A 26,374-nucleotide genomic window follows, 5' to 3' on the forward strand; every position below is an offset into this window, starting at 1 on the left:
ATGCGCTGTGCGCATTCTCCGCGCGCAAGCGGATTGCATGGCAATAAACTTCATCTCCGCGAGCTGCGCATCCTCTTGCGGCGGCCGCATGGCTCATTGCCCGCGGGAATAAATTTCATCACGGGAGGTTACCTTATGAAATTCTTTCGAAATCCTGAAATCAGGCTGAGTCTGTTCTGGTATCTTTTTCTGCTCCTTTCGGCCCTGTGTCTGAATACTCTGTTTCCTGCCCATACCGGAATTCTGCTGATGGTTTTTGCCCTTCTTTTTATTTTTTCCCACTACTGGATTACCTGGCGCAGATACCGCAGGCTGGAACAGCTTGTCCATGAAATCGACGATATGCTCCACAACCAGATTCCCATTCATTTTGAAAAATACCGGGAAGGAGAACTGTCCATTCTGGAAAATGAACTGTCCAAAATGACTCTGCGTCTCAGCGAGCAGGCTGCCGCTCTGGCCGACGACAAAAAATTCCTGGCAGATTCCATGGCTGACATTTCCCATCAGATTCGTTCTCCCCTGACTTCCTCCAACCTGATTCTTTCCCTGCTGATGGAGCCGGATTTGCCGGCTGCCCGCAGAAAAGAACTGTTACAGGAACTTATGCAGCTTCTTTCCCGTATTGACTGGCTGGTGGAATCTTTGCTTAAAATGTCAAAAATGGATGCGGGAACCATCCGTCTCCAGCAGACCTCCGTAAATGTGGAAACACTGATTCGCCAGGCGGCGGAACCTCTGATGATTCCCATGGAGCTGCGGGAGCAGACTTTAACTCTTCAGGGAGATTCCCAGGCTCAGTTCACCGGGGATTTTTCCTGGTCCCAGGAAGCTGTCCTGAATATTCTGAAAAACTGCATGGAACATACCCCCTCCGGAGGCTGTATACAGGCAGCCTTTTCTGAAAATGCCATTTTTACGGAAATTATCATTGAGGATAATGGGGAGGGATTTGCCCCTGAGGATCTGCCCCATCTCTTTGAACGATTCTATAAAGGGAAAAATGCTTCTCTTCAGAGCGTGGGCATAGGCCTGGCTCTGTCCCGTATGATTATCCTTCAGCAAAACGGTACCCTGAAAGCTGAAAACCGTCCGGAAGGCGGCGCCCGGTTTGTGATAAAATTATATCTCCGGCATCCGTAAATTTCCTGACAATACTTCTTTTCAATTATGACAGTTTTGTCACAGGGAAGTCACTGCCCTGTCACCGGGCCTGGTTAGAATAAAATTCAGAAACCAGAAAAAGGAGCGAATTGTTATGGAAATTTTAAAAGCAGAACATTTAACGAAAATCTACGGCTCCGGAGAGAATCAGGTGAAAGCGCTGGACGACGTGTCTTTTTCCGTCCGGAAAGGAGAATTTCTCTCCATCATCGGCCCCTCCGGCTCCGGCAAATCCACCTTACTGCATGTGCTGGGCGGCGTGGACGTTCCCACCTCCGGCAAGGTCTTTATGGAAGGAACCGACGTCTATGCCCGGAGCGAGAGCCAGCTTGCCGTTTTCCGCAGACGTCAGGTGGGGCTGATTTACCAGTTCTATAATTTAATTCCCGTACTGAACGTAATGGAAAATATGACTCTTCCGGTGCTGATGGACAGCCGGCAGGTAAATGAGCAGCGTCTGGAGGAACTTCTGAATATCCTGTCCCTGAAGGGCCGGGAAGGGCACCTTCCGAACCAGTTATCCGGCGGCCAGCAGCAGCGGGTCTCCATCGGCAGAGCACTGATGAACGCCCCGGCGGTGGTTCTGGCTGACGAACCCACCGGCAACCTGGATTCCAAAAACAGCCAGGAAATTGTGGAACTGCTGAAATATTCCAACAAAGCCTATAAACAGACTTTAATCGTCATCACCCACGATGAAAATATTGCCCTCCAGGCTGACCGTATCATCGCTCTGGAAGACGGGAAGATTATCAGAGATGAGGTGATCTGTCCATGAACATTTTCCAGAAAGTCACCATAAAGAATCTCAGAGAAAACCGTACCAGGACACTTGTTACCATTGTGGGGATTATACTCTCGGCGGCCATGTTCTCCGCCACCACCATCAGTATTTCCTCCCTGAGGCACTGTCTGATACAGTCCGCCATTTACGAGGACGGAAGCTGGTACGGCGCTTTCTCGGATATTTCCGCAAAAGACGCGGAAACCCTCCGCTCAGATAAACAGGTGAGCCAGGCCGTATCCCTGGAACTGCTGGGATACTCGGAACTGAAGGACTGCACCAATGAATCAAAACCCTTTCTTGGCATTTTCGGCATACAGGATGATTTTACCGAACTGATGCCCATACATCTTACCGAAGGAAGAATGCCGGAAAACAGCAGCGAACTGCTGATTCCCAATCACCTGTACGCCAACGGAGGCATACAGTATAAATTAAACGACAGGCTTGATCTGGAACCTGGAATCCGCAGGGCCGACAACGGGGATATACTGACCAACCATACCATGTATCTGAACCCTGTCAGCGAAGAATTGTCGGAAAGCAGCCAGGATGACGGGGAGAACAGTCCTGTCTCCGAAGAACTGATTCCCGGTGAAGCCAGAACTTACACGGTAGTGGGATTTTATGAACGTCCCTCTTTTGAGGATTACGCCGCTCCTGCTTACACAGCTCTGACTATCGGAGAAGGAGACAGCCAGCACCTTTATACCTCTTATGTGCGCACCGTCTCCGGCAAAAATTCCATGTCCGTTCTGAACGGCCTTTGCGGAAAACTGGAATCCGAACTGTTCGGTTTCGAGGCTAACTATAGTCTGCTGCGCCTGTATGGATATTCCGGAGAAAGCCGGTATAACAGTGTTCTGTTCGGACTGGCCGGGATTTTGATTGCCATTATCATGTTTGGCTCCATTTCACTGATTTACAATGCATTTTCCATCTCCGTCAGTGAACGCACCAGACAGTTCGGACTGCTGGCCTCCATCGGAGCCACCCGAAAACAGCTGACGGGAAGCGTATTATTTGAGGCATTGTTTTTAAGCTGTATCGGTATTCCCCTGGGTATCCTGTCAGGGCTTTTGGGTATCGGCGTCACTTTCTTTTTCACAAAAGACATGATTGCCAGCGTCCTGGGTATTCCCGACGCCGGCAGATACGGATACGAAGCTGCCCGGTTTATCCAGGCACTGGGACCGGCCGGAGAAGTTTCACTGGAACTGCATCCGTCCTTCCCGGCCCTTGCCCTTGCCATCGGCATTTCCATGCTGACCATACTGATTTCCGCCTGGATTCCTGTAAAACGGGCCGTAAAGAAATCAGCCATTGATTCCATCCGCCAGACCGGTGATATTTCCATCCGTCCCGGCAAGGTTAAAACCTCCCGGCTTACGGAAAAACTGTTTGGTTTTGAGGGAATGCTGGCAGCCAAAAATTACAAACGCAACCGGAAGAAGTACCGTGCCACGGTAATTTCCCTGTTTTTAAGCATTGCGCTGTTTATATCCGCCAGTAGCTGGTGCAGTTATCTCACCGATTCCATAAGGGCTGTGCTTTCCGATTCCAGCTATGATATTATTTACCGGCTTCACCCGGAATCCGGCTATTCGGAAGATACCCTTATCTCCGAGATGAAGGAAATAAATAATATAAATTCTGCCTTTTACAGCAGCGAGCTGTACTTCACCTGTTCCCTGCCCGCTGCTGCCGTCAGCAAAGAATACCGGGAATACCGAAAAATGACTGCTGCCCAGCGGGGCGAAACCTGGCTGGAATCTGCACCCCTGCTGACCGAATTTAAACTGATTTTCCTGGAGGATGACTTATTTCGCAGTTACCTGAAAGAGCAGAATCTGCCGGAAGCCCCTTATTTTAACGGGGAAAAACCTGCTGCTGTAGCTGTGGATTCCCTGGTGGAATACAATGGCCACGACGGAAAATATTACAGCCATTCCCTGTTCTCCGACTCCGGGCATGCCAGTATAAATCTGCACCTGATACGCCAGATGGAAGATTATGATTCCGCTTATCTGACCACTGATTCGGCTACCGGAGAACTTCAGTGCAGAAGCTGGAACTATTACAACGAGACAACCGAGACATTTTCACTGGAAGAAAGCTGCCTGACCATTCCCCTTGCCATAGGAGCCACTGCAACGCAGGCCCCCGCATTATTTGCCTCCGGGAATGATTATCCCCGGCTGTTCTATCCTTACAGCCTTATGGATGATGTATTTTCCGCTCTGGAGCCTGACACGGAATACTGGAACCTTCCCGGAACTCCGCCCGGCGAACATGTCACCAGAACTCTGTATTTCCAGTGCGAAAATCACGCGGAAACTTACGAAGCCATGCGCAGTCTCCTGATTTCCAGAGGCCTTCCCACAGACGGTCTGTACGACTATGCAGCCAGCGTGGAAAGCGACCGGGCCATGATGACTGTTGTAAATGTATTTGCCTTTGGGTTTATCACACTGATTTCCCTGATTGCGGCGGCAAACGTATTTAACACCATTTCCACCAATATCAATCTGCGGCGGCGGGAGTTTGCCATGCTGAAATCGGTGGGCATGACCCCGAAAGGATTTCAGAAAATGATGAACTTTGAATGTCTGCTCTACGGGTTTAAGGGGCTGCTCTACGGGCTTCCGGTGTCCTTCCTTGTGACCTGGTACATTTACCATACCATCTCCAACGGACTGAACACCAGCTTCTACATTCCCTGGTACAGCATTGCCATCGCAGTGGGCAGCGTGTTCCTGGTGGTGTTTGTGACCATGCTTTACTCCATGAGCAGGATAAAAAAAGGGAATACCATTGATGTGCTGAAAAACGAGAATCTGTAGGCTGAAAAATCCGTAAAGAATCTTTTGATTTACCGATTCTTTACGGATTTTTCATACTTTTAGTATAATGTGTATTTATTGTTTCTATAATTTATGCAAACTATTTGGGTATACGGTATGATTTTTCAATATACTGCCAACACAGACATTGTATATATTATATGGTATCCAGACCATCCGTGTCACACCATATAATATATACAAACTACATGCTGCATCCCTGCTCTTATTCCCCCGCTCCTTCCTGCAAATCCTCCGGCCCCTCGCCCGTATCTTCCATCTCATTCTGCAGGCTTTCCAGATATTCCTCGTTATCCAGAGGGGCCCTGCTCTCGTCTATATAGGGCAGGAATTCCACCGGTTCCAGCCCCTGGTGCACCTGTTCCATAAAGGTGTGCCAGATACTTCCCGGATAGCTGGCTCCGGACAGCCCCGGCAGCTCCCGCGGCATATCATATCCCACCCACACACTGGTGGTATAATAGCTGGTATAGCCCACGAACCATCCGTCTTTGTTGTCGTTGGTGGTTCCGGTCTTTCCGGCAGAGGGCATATTGCTCAGTGCAAGGCCCCTGCCGGTCCCCTCCTGTATCACAGACACCAGCATATCCGTCATCATACGGGCCGCGTTCATTTTATAGACGTCCACTTCTTCCGTTTCCGTCTCCAGAATCACATTATCTTCCGCATCGGTAATTCTTGTAATACAGGTGGGCTCCCGGAATTTGCCGTCGTGAACCAGGGTGGCATAGCCGGAGGCCATCTCCACCGCGGATACCCCGTTGGTAAATCCTCCCAGCGCACTGGCTGGCTGATTGTCTTTGGCATCCAGTCTGGAAAACTTCATTTCTTTCAGATAGGAAAGCCCCTCCTGGGGAGTTATTTCTTCCAGCAGGTTCCAGGCCACAGTGTTTTTGGAAGTCTGCACCGCATACCGCAGGGTAATATCCCCGTCATAATAACCGCTGGAATTGGAAGGGCCTTCCTCGGTCCTGACATCCTGCACGATGGTGTCAGGAGTGTACTTTCCCTCCAAAGCCGGCGTATACACAATCAGAGGTTTGATGGCGCTGCCCGGCTGCCGGAAGCTCTGATACGCCCGGTTCAGAGTATAGCCGGGCAGGTTCTGGTTTCTTCCGCCCACAATGGCTTTTACAAAGCCTGTATGATTGTCAATGCACACAGCAGAGCCCTGCAATGCATAAATGCCTTCTTCGTTCTGCTCCGTAAATTCTGCCAGTCCGTTATCCACCGCATCCTGAAGCTGCTGCTGCATATCCAGATCAATGGAAGTATAAATCCGGTACCCTTCCGTATAGAGATTCTTCTGGCATTCCCCGTACAGCGCGTCGTATTCTTCCTTATATTTTGCCTTTTCCTCCTCCGAGGAAAATTCCGTCCGGAATTTAAAGCCCTGCTGCTGCATGAGCGCCCGGATGGCACAGTGGTATGTGTAGGTTTCCACATAGTCGTTTTTCGTCTTTTCCGGCCGGTTCAGGGTAATTGGTTCCGTCCTGGCCTGCTGACAGGTGGTCTGGCTGATTTTCCCGTCCTCTAACATCTGGTGCAGAATCCTGTCCCGCCGCTTCATGGTATTATCTATATTGGTCACCGGGTCATACAGGCTGGGATTGTTGGGAATGGCGCACAGAAAAGCAATCTGAGACAGGGAAAGATCCCTGGCGTCCTTATTAAAATACCCTCTGCCGGCCGCCTGTATTCCGTAATAGCCATTTCCAAAATATACGTTATTCAGATAAAATTCCATAATTTTATCCTTGCTGTACACCTTTTCCAGGCCCACCGCAATGAACATTTCCTCTATCTTACGTTCCCAGGTGCGCTCCTGGGTCAGAAAAATCAGTTTGGAAAGCTGCTGGGTAATGGTACTTCCTCCCTGGGTTACCTCTCCGTTTTCTATCATGGCTTTGGCCGCCCGCATAATGGCTTTTACGTCAATACCGTTATGGCGGTAAAATTTCTTGTCTTCAATGCTGATCATGGCCGCCACCGCATAAGCCGGAATCTCTTCATATTCCAGATAATATACGTCCTTTTCACCCTTAAGTGTGGAAATCAGCTTTCCGTTGGTATCGTACACCAGACTGGTCTGTACGGAGCGGAAAGTAGCTTCGCTGGATTTCTGCACAAGCATTCTGGCTTCCTGCTGCAATGCGCTCACCTTCCGGGCATAGCCACCGTAATAATACCAGGCCATAGCCCCTGCCACCAGCAGAAGCAGCAGCATCTGGAGTTTTGCAAAAAACCAGAATACACGGTATTTCTTCTTTTTTTTCTTCTTTTTACTCATAGTCTGTCCTGTTTTCTGTCTTTATCTGCTCAGCATAATTTTTCCAAAAGGGATTCCCTGCCGTTCCAAAATCTCCATTTCACGTTTCTGACAGGTGAACAGGAAAATCTGTCCATTCTGCCTTCCCAGCCATTTCATGGCCCCTTCCAGACGTTTTTCATCAAAAGCTGCAAATACCTCGTCCAGCAGCACCGGCATGGACTCCTCTCTGGTCAGAAATCCTCCTGCTCCCATCCGCAGCGCCACGTACATCTGCTCCATGGTTCCCCGGCTGAGCTGCCAGGGATACAGCCTGCGTTTTCCCGCTGTGGCCACCAGGTTCATCTGAGCGTCCATACCGATTTTTCTGTATGTCCCGTTGGTCAGCTCAGACAGAATTTCAGACATTTCCTGCTCCATCCTGGCTCTGGTATCCTGATACGTCTCCTGAGACAGTTGTTCCAGCGTCCGGAGCGCCAGCTCATATGCCCGAACCTGACGTTCATACTCCTGCTCTTCTTCTGAGGGAATCCTCCATTCCCGCCGTTCTTCCTGCAGATTCATCAGCTCCGCCTGTTTTTCCAGAAGCTGGATTTGCAGCAGTTCTTCCACCGCCTGTTTCCGGGCCTGCTTTTCCTGCTGCTCTTTGTACCGCTGCTGTTCCCGCTCCATGGAGGTATACTGGTTCCGTTCTCTGGCTTCCTCCTCCTGCTGTCTGCGCAGCAGTTTCAGATTCCTGGATTTCTTATGCCAGAACCACATGCCCGTACAGCCCAAAAGAAACAGTATACACAGGGCCGCTTCCAGAATAATCCATCCAGGGGCGGCGCCCTGAAACAGGCCGTGAGCCAGTCCGTTCCAGATTCCTGCACCTGCTGCCGCCAGTATCAGAAACAGAGAAAAGGCAAAACGCATCTTATAATCCTTCTGCTGTTTCTGCTGACGGATATCCCGCAGATATTCTGCCATCTGATTGGTGTCATGTTCCGGGGGAATGATTTCATCCGGCCTGTGCATAAGACCTTTGTAACCGTCATTTTTCTGCTTTTTCAGCTGCTCCACATCTTTTTTCAGCAGTTTTTCTTCCAACAGCAGTTTTTCCTCCCGGTTCTTCCGTTCTTCCTTCTTCTCCTGCAGCTTCTGTCTGGCTTTCTCCTGTCTGGCTTTCAACCGTTTCCGGGCGCCGGTCAGATCCACGCCCCCTTCCTGCCCCAGAGATGCATTTACAAAATAATTCTGAAGAATATCCGAGAATTCCCGGTCTGTTTCCACCTCTGCCTGCCGGATACAGAAAGTGTTTTCATAGGTTTCCTTTTTCATGCCTCCCAGAAGCATTTCCAGGTCGCCCTGTTCCACGGAAAGTTCTTCCAGATCCCGCTCATTTACCAGTTTTACAGAGGGCTCCTTATGGTAAAAATTCCGTTCCAGAAAAAATGGTTTTCCATCTACCGTAAATTTCAGGCCGCCTGAATAACTGGAGCTGTCGTTCCAGGGTTCATATTGACGGTAGCTGTCATTCTGGCTTCCCGGCCCCTTCTGCTTCTCTATCCCGAACAACATGCCCGTGATAAACTGCTGCAGGGTGGATTTTCCCGTTTCATTTTCCCCGTAAATCACATTAATGCCCGAAAGGGGCCGGATATTGATATTATGGAGTTTTCCAAAATTTTTTATCTGAATTTCTGTAATCTTCATTCTGCCAACAAAGCCTCCACACCATAGTATAATGCTTTTCGGGTAATTTCATCCTGCGGCAGCTCCTCCAGAGTCTCAATATACCTTCCCGGAATCTGTTCTTTATACCGCTGTTTCAACTGCCGGAAATCATAATCCGGCCGGCACCGGTCCATAACCTGAACCACCCGCTCCATATGCTCCAGAGCCTCTGTGTCAATGGAATTGTCCTGATTGCCGGAACCTGTGAGCACCAGCCGGAATAGCTGATGGGACGGCGCTTTTCTTATCTGTTCCGCCAGCACATCCTGCAGAGCCTCCCTGGTGGTTTCCTCGCTTACTTTCAGATTCATGGAAACATATTCACAATAACGGATGGGACAGAATGTGACGCTGCATGCGCCCTTTTCCAGTTCTCCCATAAAATATCCATGCTCACCCATATCGCCGGCCTCCACCGGCTGCAAAGCCCCTGCCATCACTGCCTTATGTCCTGTTATCTGCATGGGTTTGTGCAGATGGCCCAGAGCCACATAGTCAAACGCCATGCGTTCCAGCTCATTTACCTGGAAGGGCATATGTTCCTCGTCGCCTCCATGAGCCAGAAGGATATTGCAGTAATCGTCCTTTTTCAGCATCATGCCCTGAAAGGGATTTTCATAAACATTCCGGTGATGATAGCTCAGTCCGTATACTCTGGTACAAAGCCCCTCCAGTTCCACATAGTCCACTTTTTCTTCTTTCAGAAAATGTACATTTTCTCCCCAGGGAAAGGCGCCGTAATAAGAATAATCGCTGAGATACTCATGCTCCCCGGCTATCATGACCACCTGGGTCTGGGGAATTCTGGAAAACTGGTAATTTACTTCTTTTAAATCCCGCAGCAGGGGATGACGATGAAACAAATCTCCGGCTATCAGAAGAAGCTGCACCTGTTCTTCTCCGGCTTTGGTAATCACATCCGCAAAAGCCTGCCAGCTGTGCTGTTCCCGGTCCTTTCCCCAGGGTTTGTCCTTATCCGGTTTTGCCCCCAGATGTACATCTGCTATATGAATGAACTTCATAAAATCTTTCTCCTTATCGGTAAATCTCATCTCAGGCAATTGCGAAATTATCCAATTTCAAAATTTCATGTACAATTACCACAGTTGCTTTTAAATATTTTCCGAATTGTACATGAAACTTGTACAATTATTAAATTTCGCAATTACCTGAAATCTCATCCGCCGCCGGCGGAATTCCCGCCTGGCAGAATTTTTTACATAACCAGGTCTTTCACAACTTCTCCGGCAAGTATCAGCCCCGCTGCCGGAGGCACAAAAGCAGTGCTTCCCGGTATTATTTTTCCGGATTCGTCGGATATCCTTACCTGAGGCTGCCTGGGCTCCTCTCTGGAATAAACGGTCTTCAATTTCCGGACGCCCCTCTTTTTCAGTTCCCGGCGCATAACCCGCGCCAGAGGGCAGACAGAAGTATCATAGATATCTGCCACCTCAAACCGCCAGGGCTCCAGCTTATTGCCTGCACCCATACTGGAAATGACGGGAACGCCGGCCTCCTCTGCTCTCATCACCAGCTCGATTTTGGCTGTTACCGTATCTACAGCATCCACCACATAGTCGTATGCCCTGAAATCAAATTCTTCCGCTGTTTCCGGCAGAAAAAAGCAATTGTGGACCGTTACCTCTGCTCTGGGATTGATTTCCAGAATCCGTTCTTTCATAACCTGTGTTTTATATTTTCCCAGCGTTTTTGTTGTGGCAATAATCTGCCGGTTCATATTGGAAATGCTGACCACGTCCCTGTCCGTCAGTTCCAGATGTCCCACGCCGCTTCTTGCCAGAGCTTCCGCCGCATAACCGCCCACACCGCCGATACCGAAAACCGCCACCCTGGAGCCGGCCAGTTTTTCCAGCGCCGCTTCTCCAAGAAGCAGTCCGGTCCGCATAAATCTTTCTTCCATATGCTTCCTCCTTCCGGCAGCCTGTAACGTCATTTTCCGCTGATTTATATTTCGAAACATTTCTTTCTTATTTTACACTTTTGAGAGAGAATATACAAGGATATGTTGCATTCCCCTTTCTATTACGCGCAATATCATGTATAATAAAAGCCGGGTGGTATAGATAACGGGGAACATGAACGGATTTTCGATACAAAAGGAGTGGGATTATGAAAAAAGAATATCGTGAAGCAATTGAAGATTCTCATGTCATTGCAGCCGTAAATACGTTTGACGGCCTGGAAAAGGCTCTGACCTGCGAAAGCCATATTATTTTTATTCTGTTCGGGGATATCTGCAATATTTCTGAAATTGTGGCAAAAGTAAAAGCTGCCGGCAAACTGGCTGTCATCCATATCGACCTGATTACCGGTCTGGCTTCCAAAGAAATTGCTGTGGATTTCATCAGACAGCGCACAGAAGCCGACGGCATTATATCCACCAAACCCGGATTAATAAAATATGCGGCCAGATTATCTTTATTCACGGTACTCCGCTTTTTCGTCATTGATTCTCTGGCTCTTTCCAATATTGAACGGCAGCTTCAGAACGTCCGGCCGGATGTAATTGAGATACTTCCTGCCCTGATGCCCCGGATTCTCAGCAAAATCTGTCGTATGGCCAGTGTGCCTGTGATTACCGGCGGTCTTGTAGACGATAAAGACGATGTGATTTCCATGCTTTCCGCCGGAGCTGCCTGCGTATCCTCTACCAGTGAGGAAATCTGGCAGTTATAAATTCAGAGGATTGTATCACTCACCATTTTCAGCATTTCATGTACAATGTACGGAATTAAGGAGGTGATTTCTGCATGAACAGTGAAAATCAGCCCCTGGCTCATTCTCATGACCAGTCTCATAGCCATGACCAGGAACAGGCTCATTCTCATGACCGGTCTCATTCCCATGTGCACACTCACGAACAGACTCAGGCCGTGCTGAACCGCATGTCCCGTGCCATCGGCCATATGGAGGCGGTAAAACGGATGGTGGAAGACGGCAGGGACTGCAGTGAAGTACTGATACAGATTGCTGCTGTTCGTTCTGCCATCAACAACATTGGAAAACTGATTCTGGAAGACCATATCTCCCACTGTATTGTGGATGCTGTAGAGCATGGGGACAGCCAGGCTCTGGAAGACCTGAAAAATGCCATTGAGCAGTTTGTCAAATAAAAATATGGGATTAAAAGCTGCGTATGGTTTCTCCGGCTTCTTCCGCTGTGTTTTCTATTTGTTTAATCACGATATAATAACTGTAATCTTCATTGACTTTTATCTGGATTCTGTCGCCGACTTTGCGGCCCAGAATGGCTTTTCCAATGGGGGATTCCGTGCTGATACGGTTCTTCATGGAATTGCCCCGGATGGAAGTCACCAGACGAAATACCTGTTCTTCGTCATCTTCCTCAAAGTACACCGTCACCGTATTATTGATTCCCACCTCATCTTCTCTGGAGGAATCGGACACAATCACCGCTGTTTTCAGCATCCGTTCCAGATAGCGGATTCTGCTCTCGTTCTTGTTCTTGTCTTTTTTTGCCGCATGATACTCAAAATTCTCACTTAAATCTCCGTGAGCTCTGGCTTCTTTTACTGCTTCCAGCGCTTCTTTGCGCACTACCAGCTTCCGGTATTCTATTTCTTCTTCTATTTTCTTTACATCACTTCTGGTTAGCTGTTCTCTCATCACTCTGCTCCTTTTCTGCATTTATATTCAGGCAATTGCAAAACCCTTCAATTGTGGAAATTGTACATGAAATCAGTATAATTACTGAGTTTCGCAATTGTCTGATTTATATTAATGGAAATTCCATGGTAACCGCAAAGGTCTCCTCTCCTTCCACCATGAAAAATTTCCCATGCTGCAATTCTGCCATTTTACGGACGCTTTTCAGTCCAATCCGGTTGCTTTCCACCTGTTTCATCCGCTGTCTTCTTTCGTTTAAAAATACCATCTGCAGGCTGCCCCTGTCCAGAGCTGCCTTTACAAGCACCGGCTCTCCTCTCTCTCCATACTTCAGAATATTGGAAAAGAGATTGTTGAACATCCGTCGGAAGAACATGTGGTTTCCCATAATTTTTACAGATTCTTCCACCTGGAAATCCGTCTGTACCTGATATCCTTTCAATCGTAAAAATTCCTGATGTCCCTCCAGTTCCTCCAGCAGGTCTCCCAGATAAATTTCTGACAGTTCTGTCTGCTCACGGGTCTCATATACCAGTGCGTATTCAAACATTTTATCGGACAGAGTACGGATTTCTTCTACCTTTTCAATACATCTGACCAGATATTCTTCCCGTTTCTGCTCCGGGCACCTGTTCTGGCTCATAATCTCCAGATAGCCGTATAATGTGGTCATAGGTGTTCTCAAATCATGGGAAACAGAACTTATTAAATCATGATTTGCTTTCTTTCCTTCCTGTTCCCTGCGGATATTGTCATCCAGCGCCAGACGCATTTCATCCAGATTCCGGGCCAGAATGCCGATTTCGTCTCTCCCTTTCACAGTGACAGGGTGTTCCAGATCTCCTTCCGCCATGACCAGCACTTCATTTTTCAGCCTTCCAACATACCGCATTCTGTTCCACACATAAATCAGTACCGGGCTGAAAAACAGAAGGCTGATTATCAGGGCAGTCAGAAAATAAGGCACTACGATCTGAGCCTGATGCATGGAATATATCATCACCTCTCCTGTGATATCCTGAAATTCCAGTTTTCCCATGTAATCCTGTCCGCGGTAATAACCCACATCATTATACCAGAACATATCGCTGACAAAGGAATCCCACACAGCGGGCTCTATGCCGTAGCACCGGAACAGACTCTCCTCATCATAAAAAGTTATCATGGTATAGCCGTCGTCATATTTTTCCACATCCAGAAGTTTCCTCAGTTCTTCATCTCCTGTCTCCTGAAAAGATATGTATTTTGCTTTCTCCTGCATTTCCTGCACAATTTTTTCCGGATTAAAGGATGTAATGCCCCGTTTCACCAGTTCCACATACACCCAGGTCTGATGCTGCATGGTATAGCGGAAAGTAAAAATACTCAGAACTGCGCACAGAATCAGCAGCAGAAAAAGCCTCCCTGTCATTTTCCGGGGAAACTGAAAGATTCTGTCCCGTATACTTGTTTTCTCATGTTTTTTTCTGGCCGACGCGTTCTTTTTACTCACAGCGGTACCCCTTTCCCCAGACATTTCTGATAATTTTCGGATTGTGGGGGTCTTTCTCGATTTTCCCCCGCAGATTCCGAATGTGCACCATTACCGTGTTGGAAGCCCCGTAATAATAATCTTCCTCCCAGATACTTTCGTACAGGCGCTGCACGGAAAAAATCTGGCCCCGGTATTTCCCCAGCAGATACAGAATGGAATATTCAATCTCTGTCAGCTCAATCTCTTTTCCTTCCAGCAGGACTTTCTGCCGGTCTTCGTAAATTTTGATTCCCGGCAGCGTAATGACATGTTCTGCATTCTGACTTGCCGGTTCCCTGATTTCTTCGGCTAATTCTCCTGCCCCTTCTTTCCCTCTGTAAATCTGATACCTGCGAATCAGAGCTTTCACTCTGCTCATCAGCTCCTGGCAGGAAAATGGTTTGGGCAGATAATCGTCTCCCCCGCTGGAAAATCCCAGCATCTTATCTTCCACCTGGGATTTGGCGCTCAGAAACAAAATGGGCGTATTACTGCTTTTGCGGATTTCCATACAGGTCTGATATCCGTTCATATTGGGCATCATCACGTCCAGTATCACCAGGTCGTAGGTGTTTTGCCGGATTTTTTCCAGCGCTTCTGCTCCGTCTGCGGCCTCTTCTGCCTCATATCCTTCTCCGGACAGCAAAATGTTTACCACTTCCCGGATTTCCTGATTGTCATCCACGATAAGAATGCGTGATGTTTCATTTGTGTTCATGATTTATGTCTCCTCCCGGCCGGTCTTCAGGGCTTCTTCGTTCACGGGCATTCGCCCTGGCTGAACAGCTCTGGTCAAATCTGCCTGCAAGCAGGCATTTTGCCCATGACTGTCCAGGCACTGCTCATTGCTTTACGCAGATTATATCACATCCCTGGTTTCTTTTAGAGATTCTTAAGAATCTTTAAGATTTTCTTTGATGAATTTTTAAGATTTAAACTTTATACTTTTCCTTGTCTTACAGGAGAGCCCCTGTCACGCTAATGCATGAAAACATCTTTCCTGTAAGAGAAACATGTAATATGGGCACTCGCATAATATAAGGCTGACTTGTTATTTACCGGGAGGATATTATGAACAGAATAAATAAATGGACTTACTTTTATCCCCTTCTTTTGATTATATTTACATTTATCTGTGTACTGCTGGTTCTGCCGGAGGGCGCTCTTTTCGGCTCCGAAGGGGACTGGTTCAGCCAGCATCTGGCTGTGGCGGAACAGTTTCGGACTATTTTTTATGAAACAGGGCGGATTTTACCGGATATTTCTCCGGCGGGCGCCGGCAGCAATATTTATGATTTTTCCTATTATGGACTGCTCCGGCCGGACGTACTGATTTCTTTTCTGCTTCCCGATGTTTCCATGGGATGGATTCTTTCCGGTTATGCCATTCTGGAGCTGATGGCAGGCAGTGTGCTCTGTTATTACTGGCTGAACAGACATCTGTCCATCCCATTTTTCGGATTTATAGGCGGAATGTTATATTCCTGTGCCGCATGTTTTTATCAGGCCCATCATCAGATTATGTTTGTAAATTATATGCCTTTTCTGCTGCTGGCCCTCCGGGGCGCGGACCGTCTGCTGGAAAAAGAAAAGCACGGGCTTCTGGTGGTTTCTCTGGTGCTGGTTTATCTCCACAGCTACTATTTTGCTCCGGCAGTGCTGGCGGCGGTGGGGCTCTGGTTCCTGTTTCGTCTGTATTCTGAAAAAGAAATTACAGGGGAAAAGGGCAAAATCGCATACTGGCTGAGATTTGCTTTTTCCATTGTTATTTCCATTGGAATCAGTGCCATTCTGCTGCTGCCCACGGGGCTGGATTTGCTTTCCACCAGTAAAGACGCAGGTACTCCTGCCGCCCCTGCTGAACTGTTTTCTGTGAATTTTTCCATGGAATCCTTGCTTTATCACCCTTATGGCTGCGGGCTGACTATTCTCTGCCTGTATACGCTGCTGCTGAGTATAAGGCGGAAAAGCACCAGAATTCTGGCCCTGACACTGCTGGTCTGCCTGACATGGAATATCTGCCCTTACATACTGAGCGGCTTTCTCTATATCCGTTATAAGGTACTGATTCCTCTGGTTCCTCTGTTGCTGCTGTTATGCACCCGCACATTGGAACTGCTGTTTACCGGAAAAGAACGCCACAGTCTGTTTTGCGGCCTGCTCTGTCTGATACCGGTATATTTTTTTGAACTGCCCCAGGCAGCGCTGGCAGACGTTGTGCTGACAGCTCTGATATTCACCGTGATTGCCCTGGCAAAAAAGCTATGGGGCAGCAGACATCCGGAAGCTGTCATCCCCGGTCGGGCAGAAAATACATCATCTCCGGCAAACAGAAAACCGCTCCCTTTTTATCTGCTGTTCTGCCTGGTTCCGGCAGCTGTGTCCGTCACAGTTGGACAGAACGACCAGTTTATCTCTGCTTCTGACAACCGGCAGGCTGTTTTTTCTCAGGAAGAACTGGAAACGCTGGAACTAAACAGAAATTACCGTTTTGACTGTCTCACAGAACCTTATGCCAACGTAAATGTACTGCCGCTGCGGGACATGGGAAGCACCACCATGTATTCCTCTGTCACAGACAGTAATTATGCGGATTTTTACTATAATATTATGAAAAATCCCATCCGGGTGCGTAACCGGGTGGCGCTGATGACAGACGCCAATCCCTTTTTTTCTTATCTGATGGGGATTCGCTACATTCAGACCTGGGATTCCCATATCCCCTGGGGGTATGAGCCCATTGCCCGAAAAGGCCATACGGTGATTGCAGAAAACAGCCGGGTACTTCCCGTCGCCTACACCAGTATTTCCTGTATGGCTCAGGAAGAATTTGACAGACTGGAATTCCCCTGGACACTGGAAGCTCTGACCAGATACACCATTGCAGACAGTTCCCGGACAGAAAATTCCGGCAGCCTGCAGGGTTCCGTTACTGCCGAAACATTTCAGAAAACCTCCCGGATTACCCCGGTTTCCCTGGAAGATCTGACGGTGGAAAGGCTGTCTGATATGTTTGAGGCATCGGCTGCCTCCTGGCAGCAACAGGATGACGACACGGTACTTTCCCTGTCTCTGAAGCAGGAAACCAAAATTACCCTGCCTCTGCGGGAACCTCTGAAAGATAAAATTCTTATCTGTTCCTTCAGCGCAAAGTCTCCCAAAAACAGAGAGGTTACCCTGGAAATCAACGGCATCCGGAACAGACTCTCCGGTAAAAATGCCCCTTATCCCAACCAGAACCATACGTTTACCTGGCTGATTTCTTCCAGTCAGACACTGGATGCACTGGATATTACCCTGAGCTCCGGAACGTATCTTCTGTCAGATTTGCAGTTCTGGATTATGGATACGGAAGACTGGGGCAAACCGGACGCAGTACCTGCCTCTTCCGAAAAAACATCGGGCCATACTCTGTTCCGGGGCACTGTCTCCTGTGAGAAAGACGGATTTTTTGTAACCTCTTTCCCTTTCCGTAAGGGCTATACGGTCCGGGCAGACGGAAAAGAGATTTCCCCCCGCTCTGTCAACCAGGGATTTGTGGGATTTCCCCTGACTGCCGGAACTCATGAGATAAGCATTTCTTATGTGCCCCCTGGAAAAACAGCCGCCGCTGTAATCAGTTTCCTGTCGCTTTTATTGTTTGCCGCCGGCATACTGCCGGAAAATATATATAAGAAAAGAGGAGTTATGATGAAAAAGTATTTTAACCTGAAAAACCACCGTCTGCTGACTGCTTCCGCCTCGAAACATTCCCTGTCGGAAATGTTCAGCTATCTGCTGACAGGGGGCGCTACCACACTGATTAATTATGGAGTCTATCTGACCCTGCTGCATTTTAAAGCGGATTATCTGGCCGCAAATACCATTGCATGGATATTTGCCGTATCCTTTGCCTATGTAGCTAACCGCAGATTCGTATTCCGTTCTGAAAATCAGATTGGAAAAGAACTGGTTTCCTTCGTGTCTCTCCGGTTCCTGACTTTGCTGACGGAAAACCTGCTTCTGATACTTTTTATACAGCGCTGTCAAATCCATCCCGTACTGTCCAAACTTGCAGTCAGCTTTGTGACGGTAGCCGCCAATTATGTCATCTGCAAATGCCAGATTTTCCGGAAACCTGCCGGATATCTGAACACCCGGCCCCTTCCGGAGAAAGGAGAGGAAATCCATGAATAAACTGAGTATTATCGTTCCCTGCTACAACGAAGAAGAAGTAGTTGCCCTCTTTTATCAGGAAACACTGAAATCCGTAACAGCTATCCAGAATCTGGATTATGAATTTATTTTTATTGACGACGGAAGCAAAGACCACACACTGGATATTCTGCGTCTCCTCTGCTACCGGGATAAGCACTGTCATTATTTCTCCTTTTCCCGGAATTTCGGAAAAGAAGCCGCCATGTATGCGGGACTGGAACAGTCCTCCGGCGATTACTGTGTGATTATGGATGCGGATTTGCAGCATCCGCCCACGCTTCTGGCTCCCATGTATCAGGCATTAAGCCAGGAAGGATATGACTGCTGTGCCGGAAAGCGTATGGGCCGGGAAGGGGACGGAGCCATTCGGGGCCTCCTTTCCCGCAGCTTTTACAAAGTCATACAGAAAATGACCCATATGGATATGAGGGACGGAGCCGGAGATTTCCGCATGATGAATCGCACCATGGTGGACGCCATTCTTCAGATGAAAGAATACAACCGGTACACCAAAGGCATTTTCTCCTTTGTGGGATTTGAGACAAAATGGCTGGAATTCCAGAATGTGGAACGGGCGGCCGGAACCTCCAAGTGGAACCTGAAAAGCCTGTTTTCCTATGCTTTTGACGGAATCCTTTCCTTTTCCACCGCACCTTTGAAACTTCCCGGTATTCTTGGTATGCTGCTGTTTCTGATTTCCTGCTGCATGGGAATTCTGGCACTGGTGCAGCAGGCCCTGTTCCATCACAGTATGGGAACTCTGTACGGAATCTCCCTGCTGGTCATCTTTCTGAGCAGCCTGCAGATGATGATGGTATTTATTCTGGGAGAATATCTGTCCAGAGATTATCTGGAAAATAAAAAACGCCCCCTGTATCTTCTGCGGGAACGGGATGAGCAGCACGGGCCTCTGGCTCAGACCCATGAAGCATATGACCGGAAGGAACCTGGTTCCGGTGCGCACGAATTAAATGGAAAGAAGCGCCGGAGACGTCCGGTACCCCAGGCATAAAAAGGATTTTCCACCTGCGGCGGGTTGCCCTGGCAATTTATTTCTTTTCCGCCGCAGTGGGATAATTATGAATGTTTAATAACACACAATTTCCTTGATATAAAACTCCCGGCCGCTGAGCATATCACAGTCGGCGCTCTTACACTGAGGGCATTCTCCCTCATGTTCTACCAGGTGGAACACGGTGCCGCACTGGTTGCAACGTCCGTTGGCAGGCATAATTTCCACCTGCAGCCGGCTCCCTTCTAACATGGTTCCGTCCGCGGCCGCCGGATATACTTCCTCCACGTATTTGGGAATCATGGAGGAGAGCTCTCCAATCTGGAGCACCACCGTATCAATCTTTTCCACCTGATTCTCCCTGGCAAATTTCTCCACAACGTTCACCACCTGCATCACTACGCCCAGTTCATGCACTGTTTTCCACCTGCTTTCTGTTTGTTAAAGAATGATTTAATATATTCTTAAAATGCTAAAACCGCCTAATTTTTTCCTCCGAATACGCTTTTTACCTTTTTGGCGGCAATTTTGCCCTGGCGTTTTACCATCTGTTTTACCACCACCGGCTTCATATCCAGGAATTGCACACCCTCACCGTCATAGACACGCTCCAGTTTGATGGCGTCAAATTTACATTTGGTGGTACATTGTCCGCAGCCCACGCACATATATTCATCCACAACAGTAGCGCCGCAGCCCAGGCACCGCTCTGTCTCTTTGCGCATCTGTTCCTCGGTAAAAGTTCCCCGTAAATCCCGGAAGCTCTCCTCTGCTTTTTTCTCGGAACGAATGGTATTCGGCCGCTGACGGGGCGTATTGTCAAAGTCCTCAATGACTGCCGCTTCTTTGTTCAGTTCCTTATAAATCCGGCGGTCCCGTCCATATACAAGGCTCTGGCCGTTCTGTACAAAACGATGAATGGAAATGGCTCCCTGTTTTCCTGCCGCAATGGCGTCAATGGCAAATCTGGGCCCGGTATAAGCGTCTCCTCCCGCAAAAATATCTTCCTGCCCGGTCTGATAAGTAAAGTCATCTGCAATAATGGCGCCGTTGGCTTTTACTTCTGCTTTGGATCCATCCAGCAATCCGCCCCACTGGATGGACTGGCCCACGGAAAGAAGCACATAGTCTGCTTCCACAGTCATCACATCGTTCTCGTCATATTTTGGGCTGAATCTGTGGTTCTCATCAAAAACGGAAATACATTTCTTAAACTCAATGCCTTTTACTTTTCCATTTTCCACCAGAACCCGTTTGGGACCCCAGCCGTTCTGAATTACAATATGTTCTTCTTCCGCCTCCATAATTTCTTCTTCTGCCGCAGGCATTTCCTGACGACTCTCCAGACAGAACTGCTGCACGGTCTCTGCTCCGGCACGTACTGCAGTCCGGCTTACGTCGATGGCCACATTTCCGCCGCCTACGACTACTGCTTTTCCGCTGACTTTCCTGGTCTCGTCCTGATTCAGATTTCTCAGGAACTCGATACCGGACAGGACGCCTTCGGCGTCTTCGCCCTCAATACCCACTTTTCTTCCGCCCTGGGCGCCCGGTGCCAGATAAAAGGCTTTATAACCCTGGCTGCGCAGCTGGTCAAGGGTAACGTCTTTGCCCACTTCCACGCCGGTTTTGAATTCCACGCCCATTTCCCGGATAATGTCGATTTCTGCCGCTACCACATCTTTTTCCAGACGGAACGCGGGAATTCCCATGGTGAGCATACCGCCCAGCTTCTGCTCTTTTTCAAAGACGGTAATGGTGTAGCCGTCCAGCGCCAGATAATAGGCACAGGACAATCCGGCAGGCCCGGCACCCACAATGGCAATTTTCTTATCACTGTAATCGTGGCGTTTGGCGGGCAGGAACCGTTTGTCTTTATCCAGCTCCTGCTGGGCAATGAATTTCTTAATTTCATCAATGGCAATGGGTTCATCCACGTCGCCGCGGGTACATGCGTCCTCACAGCGGCGGTTACAGATGCGTCCGCAGACTGCCGGCAGAGGATTTTCATGTTTAATCAGCTCCAGCGCCTCTTTATATCTGCCCTGAGAAGCCAGTTTGATATAGCCCTGTACGCCGATATGGGCCGGACAGTTGGTTTTGCAGGGCGCTGTTCCCGTATCCACCACGTCTTCCCGGTTAATCCGGTAATCGGGATTCCACTTGTCTTCCGTCCATTTGGTATCTCGCGGCGTTTCTCTGGTGGTAATATCCTCCGTCACCGGCTGGGAGGAGCACAGCTTCTGTCCCAGCTTCAGCGCATTGACCGGACAGTTTTCCACACACTGGCCGCAGGCCACGCAGTTATCTTTATTGACTCTCGCCACATAATTGGAGCGGACCATATCGTTATTTTTAAACATTTCCGCAGTACGCAGGGAAAGGCAGCCGCAGCCGCAGCAGTTGCAGATGGCATGGGTCTTTCCGGAGCCGTCGATATTGGGAATCTGGTGCATCAGACCGTTTTCCTCTGCCTTGCGGATAATCTCAAAGGCTTCTTCCCTGGTAATCTGGCGGCCTCTGCCTGTTTTGATATAGTATTCTGCCGCATGGCCCATCTGAATGCACATGTCTTCTTTCAGATGGCCGCAGCCTTCTCCCATCAGCTCCCGGTCTGTCCGGCAGGAACAGTCTGTCACGGTGAAAATATCATTTTCATTCAGATATTTGGACACTTCTTCATAGGAAGCCCGGCGGGTATTCCCCTCAATGGCTGTCTCAATGGGAATCACGCGCATAAGGCCCACTCCCACCGGAAAGCTGCCGGAACTTTTCGGCCCCCGCACACGTCCATAAGCCTCCATGGCATATCCGATAATGGGGTATTTTTTACAGTTTTCCGAATTATTTACAATCATTTCCATGGTACCGGGAATCCAGGTCTCCGCCCAGAACACTTCTTCCCCGTTCACCGTATTCCAGAAACAGACCCCGTAAACAGCCAGCTTTTTCAACTGCTCAAAACAGTAATCTTCCGGTTTGCCAACGATTTTTGCAATCTGGGCAACGGAGCGTTTTTCACTGATTCCAAGGCCCATGCCCACTTCTGCCATTTCGTCGTCCACACCGGCTTCCAGAATGACATATTCCGGGTCATCCCACTGGTAAGCGCCTTTGGAGCCGGGTTTCTTTCTTCCGATATGATTGGCCAGATCCAGCACCTTCTGCTTATATTCGCATTTATACCAGTCCGGAAAATACATCCTTGTCAGATCTTTCATGTTATTCGTTCCTCCATTCCTTCACTTCTGTACGGAGCCAGTCGGCCCATTCTTCGATTCCTTCCCCCGTTCTGGCTGAAACAGGGATAATTTTTATATCCGGATTTAATTTTCTGGCCCGTTCCTTACATGCTTCCAGATCAAAATCAAAGTATTCCAGCACATCAATTTTATTGATTAACAGCACATCGCAGATACGGAACATCAGGGGATACTTTAAGGGTTTGTCATCCCCCTCCGGCACGCTTAAAATCATGGCGTTTCTGGACGCTCCGGTATCAAATTCTGCCGGACATACCAGATTGCCCACATTTTCCAGAATGGCCAGATCTATTTCATCCGTACCAAGGCCTTTGATGCCCTGACGTGTCATGTCCGCGTCCAGATGGCACATGCCGCCCGTATGAAGCTGGATTACTTTGGCTCCCGTTTTTGAAATGGTGTGAGCGTCCACATCAGAATCAATATCCGCTTCCATCACGCCAATCTTCATTTCATCTTTCAGGGCTTCTATGGTGCGGGTCAGGGTGGTGGTTTTCCCGGCGCCGGGGGATGACATCAGATTTAACAAAAATGTCTTTTCCCGTTTTAAATCCTGACGCAATGCCTGTGCATCTCTGTCGTTATCTTCAAATACGCTCTGTTTAATCTCCAAAACTCTGAATTCGCTCATTTACTGCTCCTCCTTCTCCTTCCAGATTCTGGTTGAACCAGATTATCTTCATGCTGCACTTTGATATAATTTTAACATTCCATATATAATAAGTCAATAATCCCCTTATTTTTCGCCATTTTTTACGAATCTTCTACTTGATTTTAGACAGATTTTACAATATAATAATGTTAATTCATTTATTGGTATGTGGTTCTACCAGATTACAGGAGGTGTTTTATGGAATTTCAGAAACTATGTGCACCATCTCTTCACGAACTGTTTGTACAGCAACTGGAACACATGATTCTGTCCGGTAAGCTGAAAACCGGAGAAAAACTTCCCACAGAGCGGCAGCTTGCCCAGTCCATGCAGGTGAGCCGTGCTGTGGTAAACGGCGGCCTTGCGGAACTGGAGCGAAAGGGATTTGTGATTATCAAGCCGAGAGTAGGCGCTTTTGTGGCCGATTACCGCCGAACCGGAACACTGGAAACACTGATTTCCATTATGAATTACAACGGCGGACATCTGCGGGATGAAGAAATCCGTTCTATTCTGGAAGTCCGCATCGGCCTGGATTGTTTTGCCGTTCAGCTTTTTCTGGAGCATATGACAGATGAAGATCTGGAAATCCTTTACGAAAAAGTAGAAGCAATCAAAAAAGCAGCCTCTGACAGCAAAGCCGCCAGTGCCGCTTTTGAATTTCAGCATGAACTTGCCTTTTTATCCAAAAATACCCTGATTCCCCTGATTTTTCATTCTTTTCGCATTCCGGTACTCACCCTCTGGGAACGCTTCTGTTCCCTTTACGGAATAGAGGCCCTTTATCAGAACAATTATACCCTGTGGACTTATCTGAGGCGCAGAGATCTGGAGGGTGCGGTAAAATGGATTCACGACTCTGTGGGGGAGAGCATTCACGGTTCCCGTGAAATCTACTATAAAAGCTGAAGTATATAAAAAAGAATGCGCCTGCGCATTCTCCGCGCGTGAGCGGATTGCCTGGCGATAAACTTCCTCTCCGCGAGCTGCGCATCCCGCCCGGAGGGCTTTATCTTACAGGAAGACACTTTCACGCTCCGGCGTGACAAGGTCTTTCCTGTAAGATAAAAAACATCCTGCTCAACGTTTTGTTGAGCAGGATATCTTTTACTGTCTCTGGCCTTTCAGCAGCCCGTTCATATGAAGCAGGGAATACAGAAGGCTCTTTCGTTCTGTTCTGCCGTTGGTATCCAGAAAAGAGAAAATACGGGGGCTGTCTGTCTCACCGTTGGCGTTCAGATAACTGTAATGCCCCCATTCTTTCTTACCGTTCATGTCCGTAATGGAGTACGTTGGCTCCGATTTGGCGGAACGAGTTCTTTTTTTCTCAGGTTTCATCCTGTTTCCTCCGGTGTAACGTTTTTGAAGCGAAGTTATCGCTTCTATCCTATTATTCCCGGAGCTTTCTCCTGATATTCCAAATCTGCTCTTTTAAAATTTAAAGAATTTCATTTCTTCTTCCATCTGGCCGGACAGTCCTTTCAGGCTGTTAGCCGCATCTGCCAGAAGATGAATGGTTGCATTGAGTTCTTCCATGGATGCTGTGGTCTCCTGTGCGGAAGCCGCATTTTCCTGGGACAGTGCGGACAGATTGCTGATCACATCCACCACGGTCTTTCTGGAGGAATCGCATACCTGCGTCCGCTTCTCAATCATGGAAGTATCTTCTCTGGAACTGTTAATTCCCGTAGTCACATTTACAAAATGGCTCTGGGTTGCGTTCAGCTTCTCTTTCTGGTCTTTGATAATAGATTCCACTTCTTTCATGATTTCCACGGTCATTTCCGATTCTGTCAGCAGGGCGTTGATAACATCCGTAATGGTCTGCGCAGAATTACTGGATTCATCGGCCAGTTTCTGAATCTCAGAAGCCACAACTGCAAAACCTTTTCCAAATTCTCCCGCTCTGGCAGCTTCAATGCTTGCATTCAGAGACAGAAGCGAAGTCTGGCTGGCAATGGATGAAATAATATCCACTGCCTCACGGATTCTCTGGGCGGAATCATTGGTTGCATATACCTGCATACCAATTTTCCGGATAGCTGAGATGGTCCGCTCGGTAGAAGCAGCCAGGTGCTGCATGATTTCCGCGGAAGTATCTCCTGCTTCCTTCATGGAACGGGAGGTGACATTGAGCTTGCCCACATCATCCACAATATTCTCGATTACATGGCCCATATCCATAATCTGGCCGGAAGCTGTCTCAATTTCTTCAGCCTGGGAAACAGCGCCCATGGAAATTTCTTCCACCGCTTTTCCAATCTCCGTCGCATTCACGTTGACCCGCTCTGCCATCTCATCCAGGGAATTGCCGGACTGGAGCAATTCGTTGGACGACTGGCGGATATGGTTGAGAATGCCGGAAAGGTTGTGAATCAGCTCCTGCAGCGCGTTAGCAATATTTCCCAGTTCGTCCCTGCGCCCCAGGAATTTCTCATTCACCCGTATATTCAGATTACCGTCCGCAAGCTGCTCGATAATCTGTTCTTCTTCTTTGAATGCTCCGGAAAGAGTCCGGGAAAAGTATATAATCACCACGCTGCTCAGCAGAATAATCACAACCGCCACCAGGATGATCTGCAATACTTTTTGATTGATGTAATCCTCAATATTGCTGCTGGGTTCTCCGGTAAAAATCATTCCTGCAATGCTTCCGTCATCATTCACCAGAGGGATATAGCAGCAGAAATATGGTTTTCCATTAATCATAATATCCTTGTCCGTAAAACCGTTTCCATCCTGCAGCACCGTCTTCACCACATGCTCTGCCGCCTGAGTTCCCACCATGCGCTCTCCGGTACTTTCATCTATCAGTGTGGTCACCGTACGGGTATCGCCCCAGAACAGGGTAATTTCTATATTGGATGAATTGTTGAAAGATTCCAGTATATCCAGATCTGCCGAAATATTATGTTCCCCTTTATACAGTTCTCCGCCTTCGGACCTGAAGTTTCCTTCATCCAGTGCCAGCAGGGAATGTTCCAGCCCGCCGGCCACATCTTCCAGACGCTTGATAGCCTCGTCTTCCATTCCTGTTTTCAATGTAATTGCAGAAAAAACTGAAGCTATCACTGCGAGGGAAATTAAAGGAACAAATGCAATAGCCAAAATCTTTTCCCTGATTCCAAAGGTTACTTTTCTTTTTGGTCCTGTGTTTTCATTCACCTGTGCGCCCTCCATACTTTCTCATATTTTCAAACATGTCATAAATCATTTTATTACTGCTTTGATTATAACGTCTCAGACCACAGGTTTCAAGCAACAATTCCGGATATATGTGCATTTTTTGTAT

Annotated in this window: 20 protein-coding genes; 8 read left to right on the top strand and 12 right to left on the bottom strand. The window is 48.2% G+C overall.

The features are described from left to right. Positions 1–135: 135 nt before the first annotated feature. From VSQ32_14855 to VSQ32_14865, 3 genes are all read left to right on the top strand, one after another. Positions 136–1,143 (top strand): HAMP domain-containing sensor histidine kinase, encoded by a 1,008-nt coding sequence (locus VSQ32_14855; GenBank protein ID MEH2944105.1) that lies wholly within the window; start codon positions 136–138, stop codon positions 1,141–1,143. A 115-nt stretch (positions 1,144–1,258) separates the two neighbouring features. Then, on the top strand, positions 1,259–1,942 hold the full coding sequence (locus VSQ32_14860) for an ABC transporter ATP-binding protein (protein ID MEH2944106.1): 684 nt from the start codon (positions 1,259–1,261) through the stop codon (positions 1,940–1,942). Beyond that, the gene (locus VSQ32_14865) at positions 1,939–4,791 is read left to right on the top strand and encodes an ABC transporter permease (GenBank protein MEH2944107.1); all 2,853 of its coding nucleotides are present in this window, start codon (positions 1,939–1,941) and stop codon (positions 4,789–4,791) included. Before VSQ32_14860 ends, VSQ32_14865 begins: the two co-directional genes overlap by 4 nt. 226 nt (positions 4,792–5,017) lie before the next feature. Here the strand turns inward: VSQ32_14865 and VSQ32_14870 are convergent, their stop codons facing one another. The 4 genes from VSQ32_14870 to VSQ32_14885 all read right to left on the bottom strand — a co-directional run bounded on the left by VSQ32_14870 (position 5,018) and on the right by VSQ32_14885 (position 10,718). Next, positions 5,018–7,102, bottom strand: coding sequence for a PBP1A family penicillin-binding protein (locus tag VSQ32_14870; protein MEH2944108.1), 2,085 nt, complete (start codon positions 7,100–7,102; stop codon positions 5,018–5,020). A 21-nt stretch (positions 7,103–7,123) separates the two neighbouring features. Beyond that, positions 7,124–8,776 (bottom strand): AAA family ATPase, encoded by a 1,653-nt coding sequence (locus VSQ32_14875; GenBank protein MEH2944109.1) that lies wholly within the window; start codon positions 8,774–8,776, stop codon positions 7,124–7,126. Next, complete coding sequence (locus VSQ32_14880) at positions 8,773–9,819, bottom strand: DNA repair exonuclease (GenBank protein MEH2944110.1); 1,047 nt, start codon at positions 9,817–9,819, stop codon at positions 8,773–8,775. The genes VSQ32_14875 and VSQ32_14880 overlap by 4 nt, the downstream gene beginning before the upstream one ends. Before the next feature lie 194 nt (positions 9,820–10,013). After that, positions 10,014–10,718: a tRNA threonylcarbamoyladenosine dehydratase gene (locus VSQ32_14885; protein MEH2944111.1), complete on the bottom strand. Its 705-nt coding sequence runs from the start codon at positions 10,716–10,718 to the stop codon at positions 10,014–10,016. Positions 10,719–10,927: 209 nt separating this feature from the next. On the opposite strand from VSQ32_14885, the gene VSQ32_14890 reads away from it, so the two are divergent. Together VSQ32_14890 and VSQ32_14895 are read left to right on the top strand one after the other, a co-directional pair. Beyond that, positions 10,928–11,494 carry a glycerol-3-phosphate responsive antiterminator gene (locus VSQ32_14890; GenBank protein ID MEH2944112.1) on the top strand — a complete coding sequence of 189 codons (567 nt, stop codon included), beginning with the start codon at positions 10,928–10,930 and terminating at the stop codon, positions 11,492–11,494. A gap of 74 nt (positions 11,495–11,568) precedes the next feature. Continuing rightward, the gene (locus VSQ32_14895) at positions 11,569–11,931 is read left to right on the top strand and encodes a metal-sensing transcriptional repressor (protein MEH2944113.1); all 363 of its coding nucleotides are present in this window, start codon (positions 11,569–11,571) and stop codon (positions 11,929–11,931) included. Between the two features lie 10 nt (positions 11,932–11,941). On the opposite strand, the gene greA is transcribed toward VSQ32_14895, so the two are convergent. The 3 genes from greA to VSQ32_14910 all read right to left on the bottom strand — a co-directional run bounded on the left by greA (position 11,942) and on the right by VSQ32_14910 (position 14,676). Then, positions 11,942–12,445, bottom strand: coding sequence for a transcription elongation factor GreA (gene greA / locus VSQ32_14900; GenBank protein MEH2944114.1), 504 nt, complete (start codon positions 12,443–12,445; stop codon positions 11,942–11,944). Between the two features lie 106 nt (positions 12,446–12,551). Then, positions 12,552–13,937 carry a histidine kinase dimerization/phospho-acceptor domain-containing protein gene (locus VSQ32_14905; protein ID MEH2944115.1) on the bottom strand — a complete coding sequence of 462 codons (1,386 nt, stop codon included), beginning with the start codon at positions 13,935–13,937 and terminating at the stop codon, positions 12,552–12,554. Next, positions 13,930–14,676, bottom strand: coding sequence for a response regulator transcription factor (locus VSQ32_14910; protein MEH2944116.1), 747 nt, complete (start codon positions 14,674–14,676; stop codon positions 13,930–13,932). Before VSQ32_14910 ends, VSQ32_14905 begins: the two co-directional genes overlap by 8 nt. A 353-nt stretch (positions 14,677–15,029) precedes the next feature. Here VSQ32_14910 and VSQ32_14915 point away from each other — a divergent pair, with 353 nt between their 5' ends. Continuing rightward, the gene (locus VSQ32_14915; GenBank protein MEH2944117.1) at positions 15,030–18,134 is read left to right on the top strand and encodes a YfhO family protein; all 3,105 of its coding nucleotides are present in this window, start codon (positions 15,030–15,032) and stop codon (positions 18,132–18,134) included. Next, the gene (locus tag VSQ32_14920; protein ID MEH2944118.1) at positions 18,127–19,167 is read left to right on the top strand and encodes a glycosyltransferase family 2 protein; all 1,041 of its coding nucleotides are present in this window, start codon (positions 18,127–18,129) and stop codon (positions 19,165–19,167) included. Before VSQ32_14915 ends, VSQ32_14920 begins: the two co-directional genes overlap by 8 nt. 75 nt (positions 19,168–19,242) lie before the next feature. On the opposite strand, the gene VSQ32_14925 is transcribed toward VSQ32_14920, so the two are convergent. The 3 genes from VSQ32_14925 to hypB all read right to left on the bottom strand — a co-directional run bounded on the left by VSQ32_14925 (position 19,243) and on the right by hypB (position 23,061). Further along, positions 19,243–19,584, bottom strand: a complete 342-nt coding sequence (locus VSQ32_14925; GenBank protein ID MEH2944119.1) for a hydrogenase maturation nickel metallochaperone HypA — start codon at positions 19,582–19,584, stop codon at positions 19,243–19,245. A gap of 65 nt (positions 19,585–19,649) precedes the next feature. Further along, entirely contained in the window at positions 19,650–22,388 is a 2,739-nt protein-coding gene (locus VSQ32_14930) for an FAD-dependent oxidoreductase (GenBank protein MEH2944120.1), read from the bottom strand. Position 22,389: 1 nt separating this feature from the next. Next, positions 22,390–23,061 (bottom strand): hydrogenase nickel incorporation protein HypB, encoded by a 672-nt coding sequence (gene hypB / locus VSQ32_14935; GenBank protein ID MEH2944121.1) that lies wholly within the window; start codon positions 23,059–23,061, stop codon positions 22,390–22,392. 219 nt (positions 23,062–23,280) lie between these two features. Between hypB and VSQ32_14940 the strand changes: the two genes are divergently transcribed. Next, positions 23,281–23,991 carry a GntR family transcriptional regulator gene (locus VSQ32_14940; protein ID MEH2944122.1) on the top strand — a complete coding sequence of 237 codons (711 nt, stop codon included), beginning with the start codon at positions 23,281–23,283 and terminating at the stop codon, positions 23,989–23,991. A gap of 198 nt (positions 23,992–24,189) precedes the next feature. On the opposite strand, the gene VSQ32_14945 is transcribed toward VSQ32_14940, so the two are convergent. Continuing rightward, positions 24,190–24,420, bottom strand: coding sequence for a hypothetical protein (locus VSQ32_14945; protein MEH2944123.1), 231 nt, complete (start codon positions 24,418–24,420; stop codon positions 24,190–24,192). A 93-nt stretch (positions 24,421–24,513) separates the two neighbouring features. After that, positions 24,514–26,247 carry a methyl-accepting chemotaxis protein gene (locus VSQ32_14950; protein ID MEH2944124.1) on the bottom strand — a complete coding sequence of 578 codons (1,734 nt, stop codon included), beginning with the start codon at positions 26,245–26,247 and terminating at the stop codon, positions 24,514–24,516. Between the last annotated feature and the right edge of the window lie 127 nt (positions 26,248–26,374).

This window comes from Lachnospiraceae bacterium JLR.KK002, from assembly GCA_036941025.1.
Classification (GTDB): Bacteria; Bacillota; Clostridia; order Lachnospirales; family Lachnospiraceae; genus Petralouisia.

Bases quoted from the DNA above. Each gene is read 5' to 3' on its own strand.
- VSQ32_14855 (MEH2944105.1), top strand. From the start codon at position 136: ATGAAATTCTTTCGAAATCCTGAAATCAGGCTGAGTCTGTTCTGGTAT.
- VSQ32_14860 (MEH2944106.1), top strand. From the start codon at position 1,259: ATGGAAATTTTAAAAGCAGAACATTTAACGAAAATCTACGGCTCCGGA.
- VSQ32_14865 (MEH2944107.1), top strand. From the start codon at position 1,939: ATGAACATTTTCCAGAAAGTCACCATAAAGAATCTCAGAGAAAACCGT.
- VSQ32_14870 (MEH2944108.1), bottom strand. From the start codon at position 7,102: ATGAGTAAAAAGAAGAAAAAAAAGAAGAAATACCGTGTATTCTGGTTT.
- VSQ32_14875 (MEH2944109.1), bottom strand. From the start codon at position 8,776: ATGAAGATTACAGAAATTCAGATAAAAAATTTTGGAAAACTCCATAAT.
- VSQ32_14880 (MEH2944110.1), bottom strand. From the start codon at position 9,819: ATGAAGTTCATTCATATAGCAGATGTACATCTGGGGGCAAAACCGGAT.
- VSQ32_14885 (MEH2944111.1), bottom strand. From the start codon at position 10,718: ATGGAAGAAAGATTTATGCGGACCGGACTGCTTCTTGGAGAAGCGGCG.
- VSQ32_14890 (MEH2944112.1), top strand. From the start codon at position 10,928: ATGAAAAAAGAATATCGTGAAGCAATTGAAGATTCTCATGTCATTGCA.
- VSQ32_14895 (MEH2944113.1), top strand. From the start codon at position 11,569: ATGAACAGTGAAAATCAGCCCCTGGCTCATTCTCATGACCAGTCTCAT.
- greA (MEH2944114.1), bottom strand. From the start codon at position 12,445: ATGAGAGAACAGCTAACCAGAAGTGATGTAAAGAAAATAGAAGAAGAA.
- VSQ32_14910 (MEH2944116.1), bottom strand. From the start codon at position 14,676: ATGAACACAAATGAAACATCACGCATTCTTATCGTGGATGACAATCAG.
- VSQ32_14915 (MEH2944117.1), top strand. From the start codon at position 15,030: ATGAACAGAATAAATAAATGGACTTACTTTTATCCCCTTCTTTTGATT.
- VSQ32_14920 (MEH2944118.1), top strand. From the start codon at position 18,127: ATGAATAAACTGAGTATTATCGTTCCCTGCTACAACGAAGAAGAAGTA.
- VSQ32_14930 (MEH2944120.1), bottom strand. From the start codon at position 22,388: ATGAAAGATCTGACAAGGATGTATTTTCCGGACTGGTATAAATGCGAA.
- hypB (MEH2944121.1), bottom strand. From the start codon at position 23,061: ATGAGCGAATTCAGAGTTTTGGAGATTAAACAGAGCGTATTTGAAGAT.
- VSQ32_14940 (MEH2944122.1), top strand. From the start codon at position 23,281: ATGGAATTTCAGAAACTATGTGCACCATCTCTTCACGAACTGTTTGTA.
- VSQ32_14945 (MEH2944123.1), bottom strand. From the start codon at position 24,420: ATGAAACCTGAGAAAAAAAGAACTCGTTCCGCCAAATCGGAGCCAACG.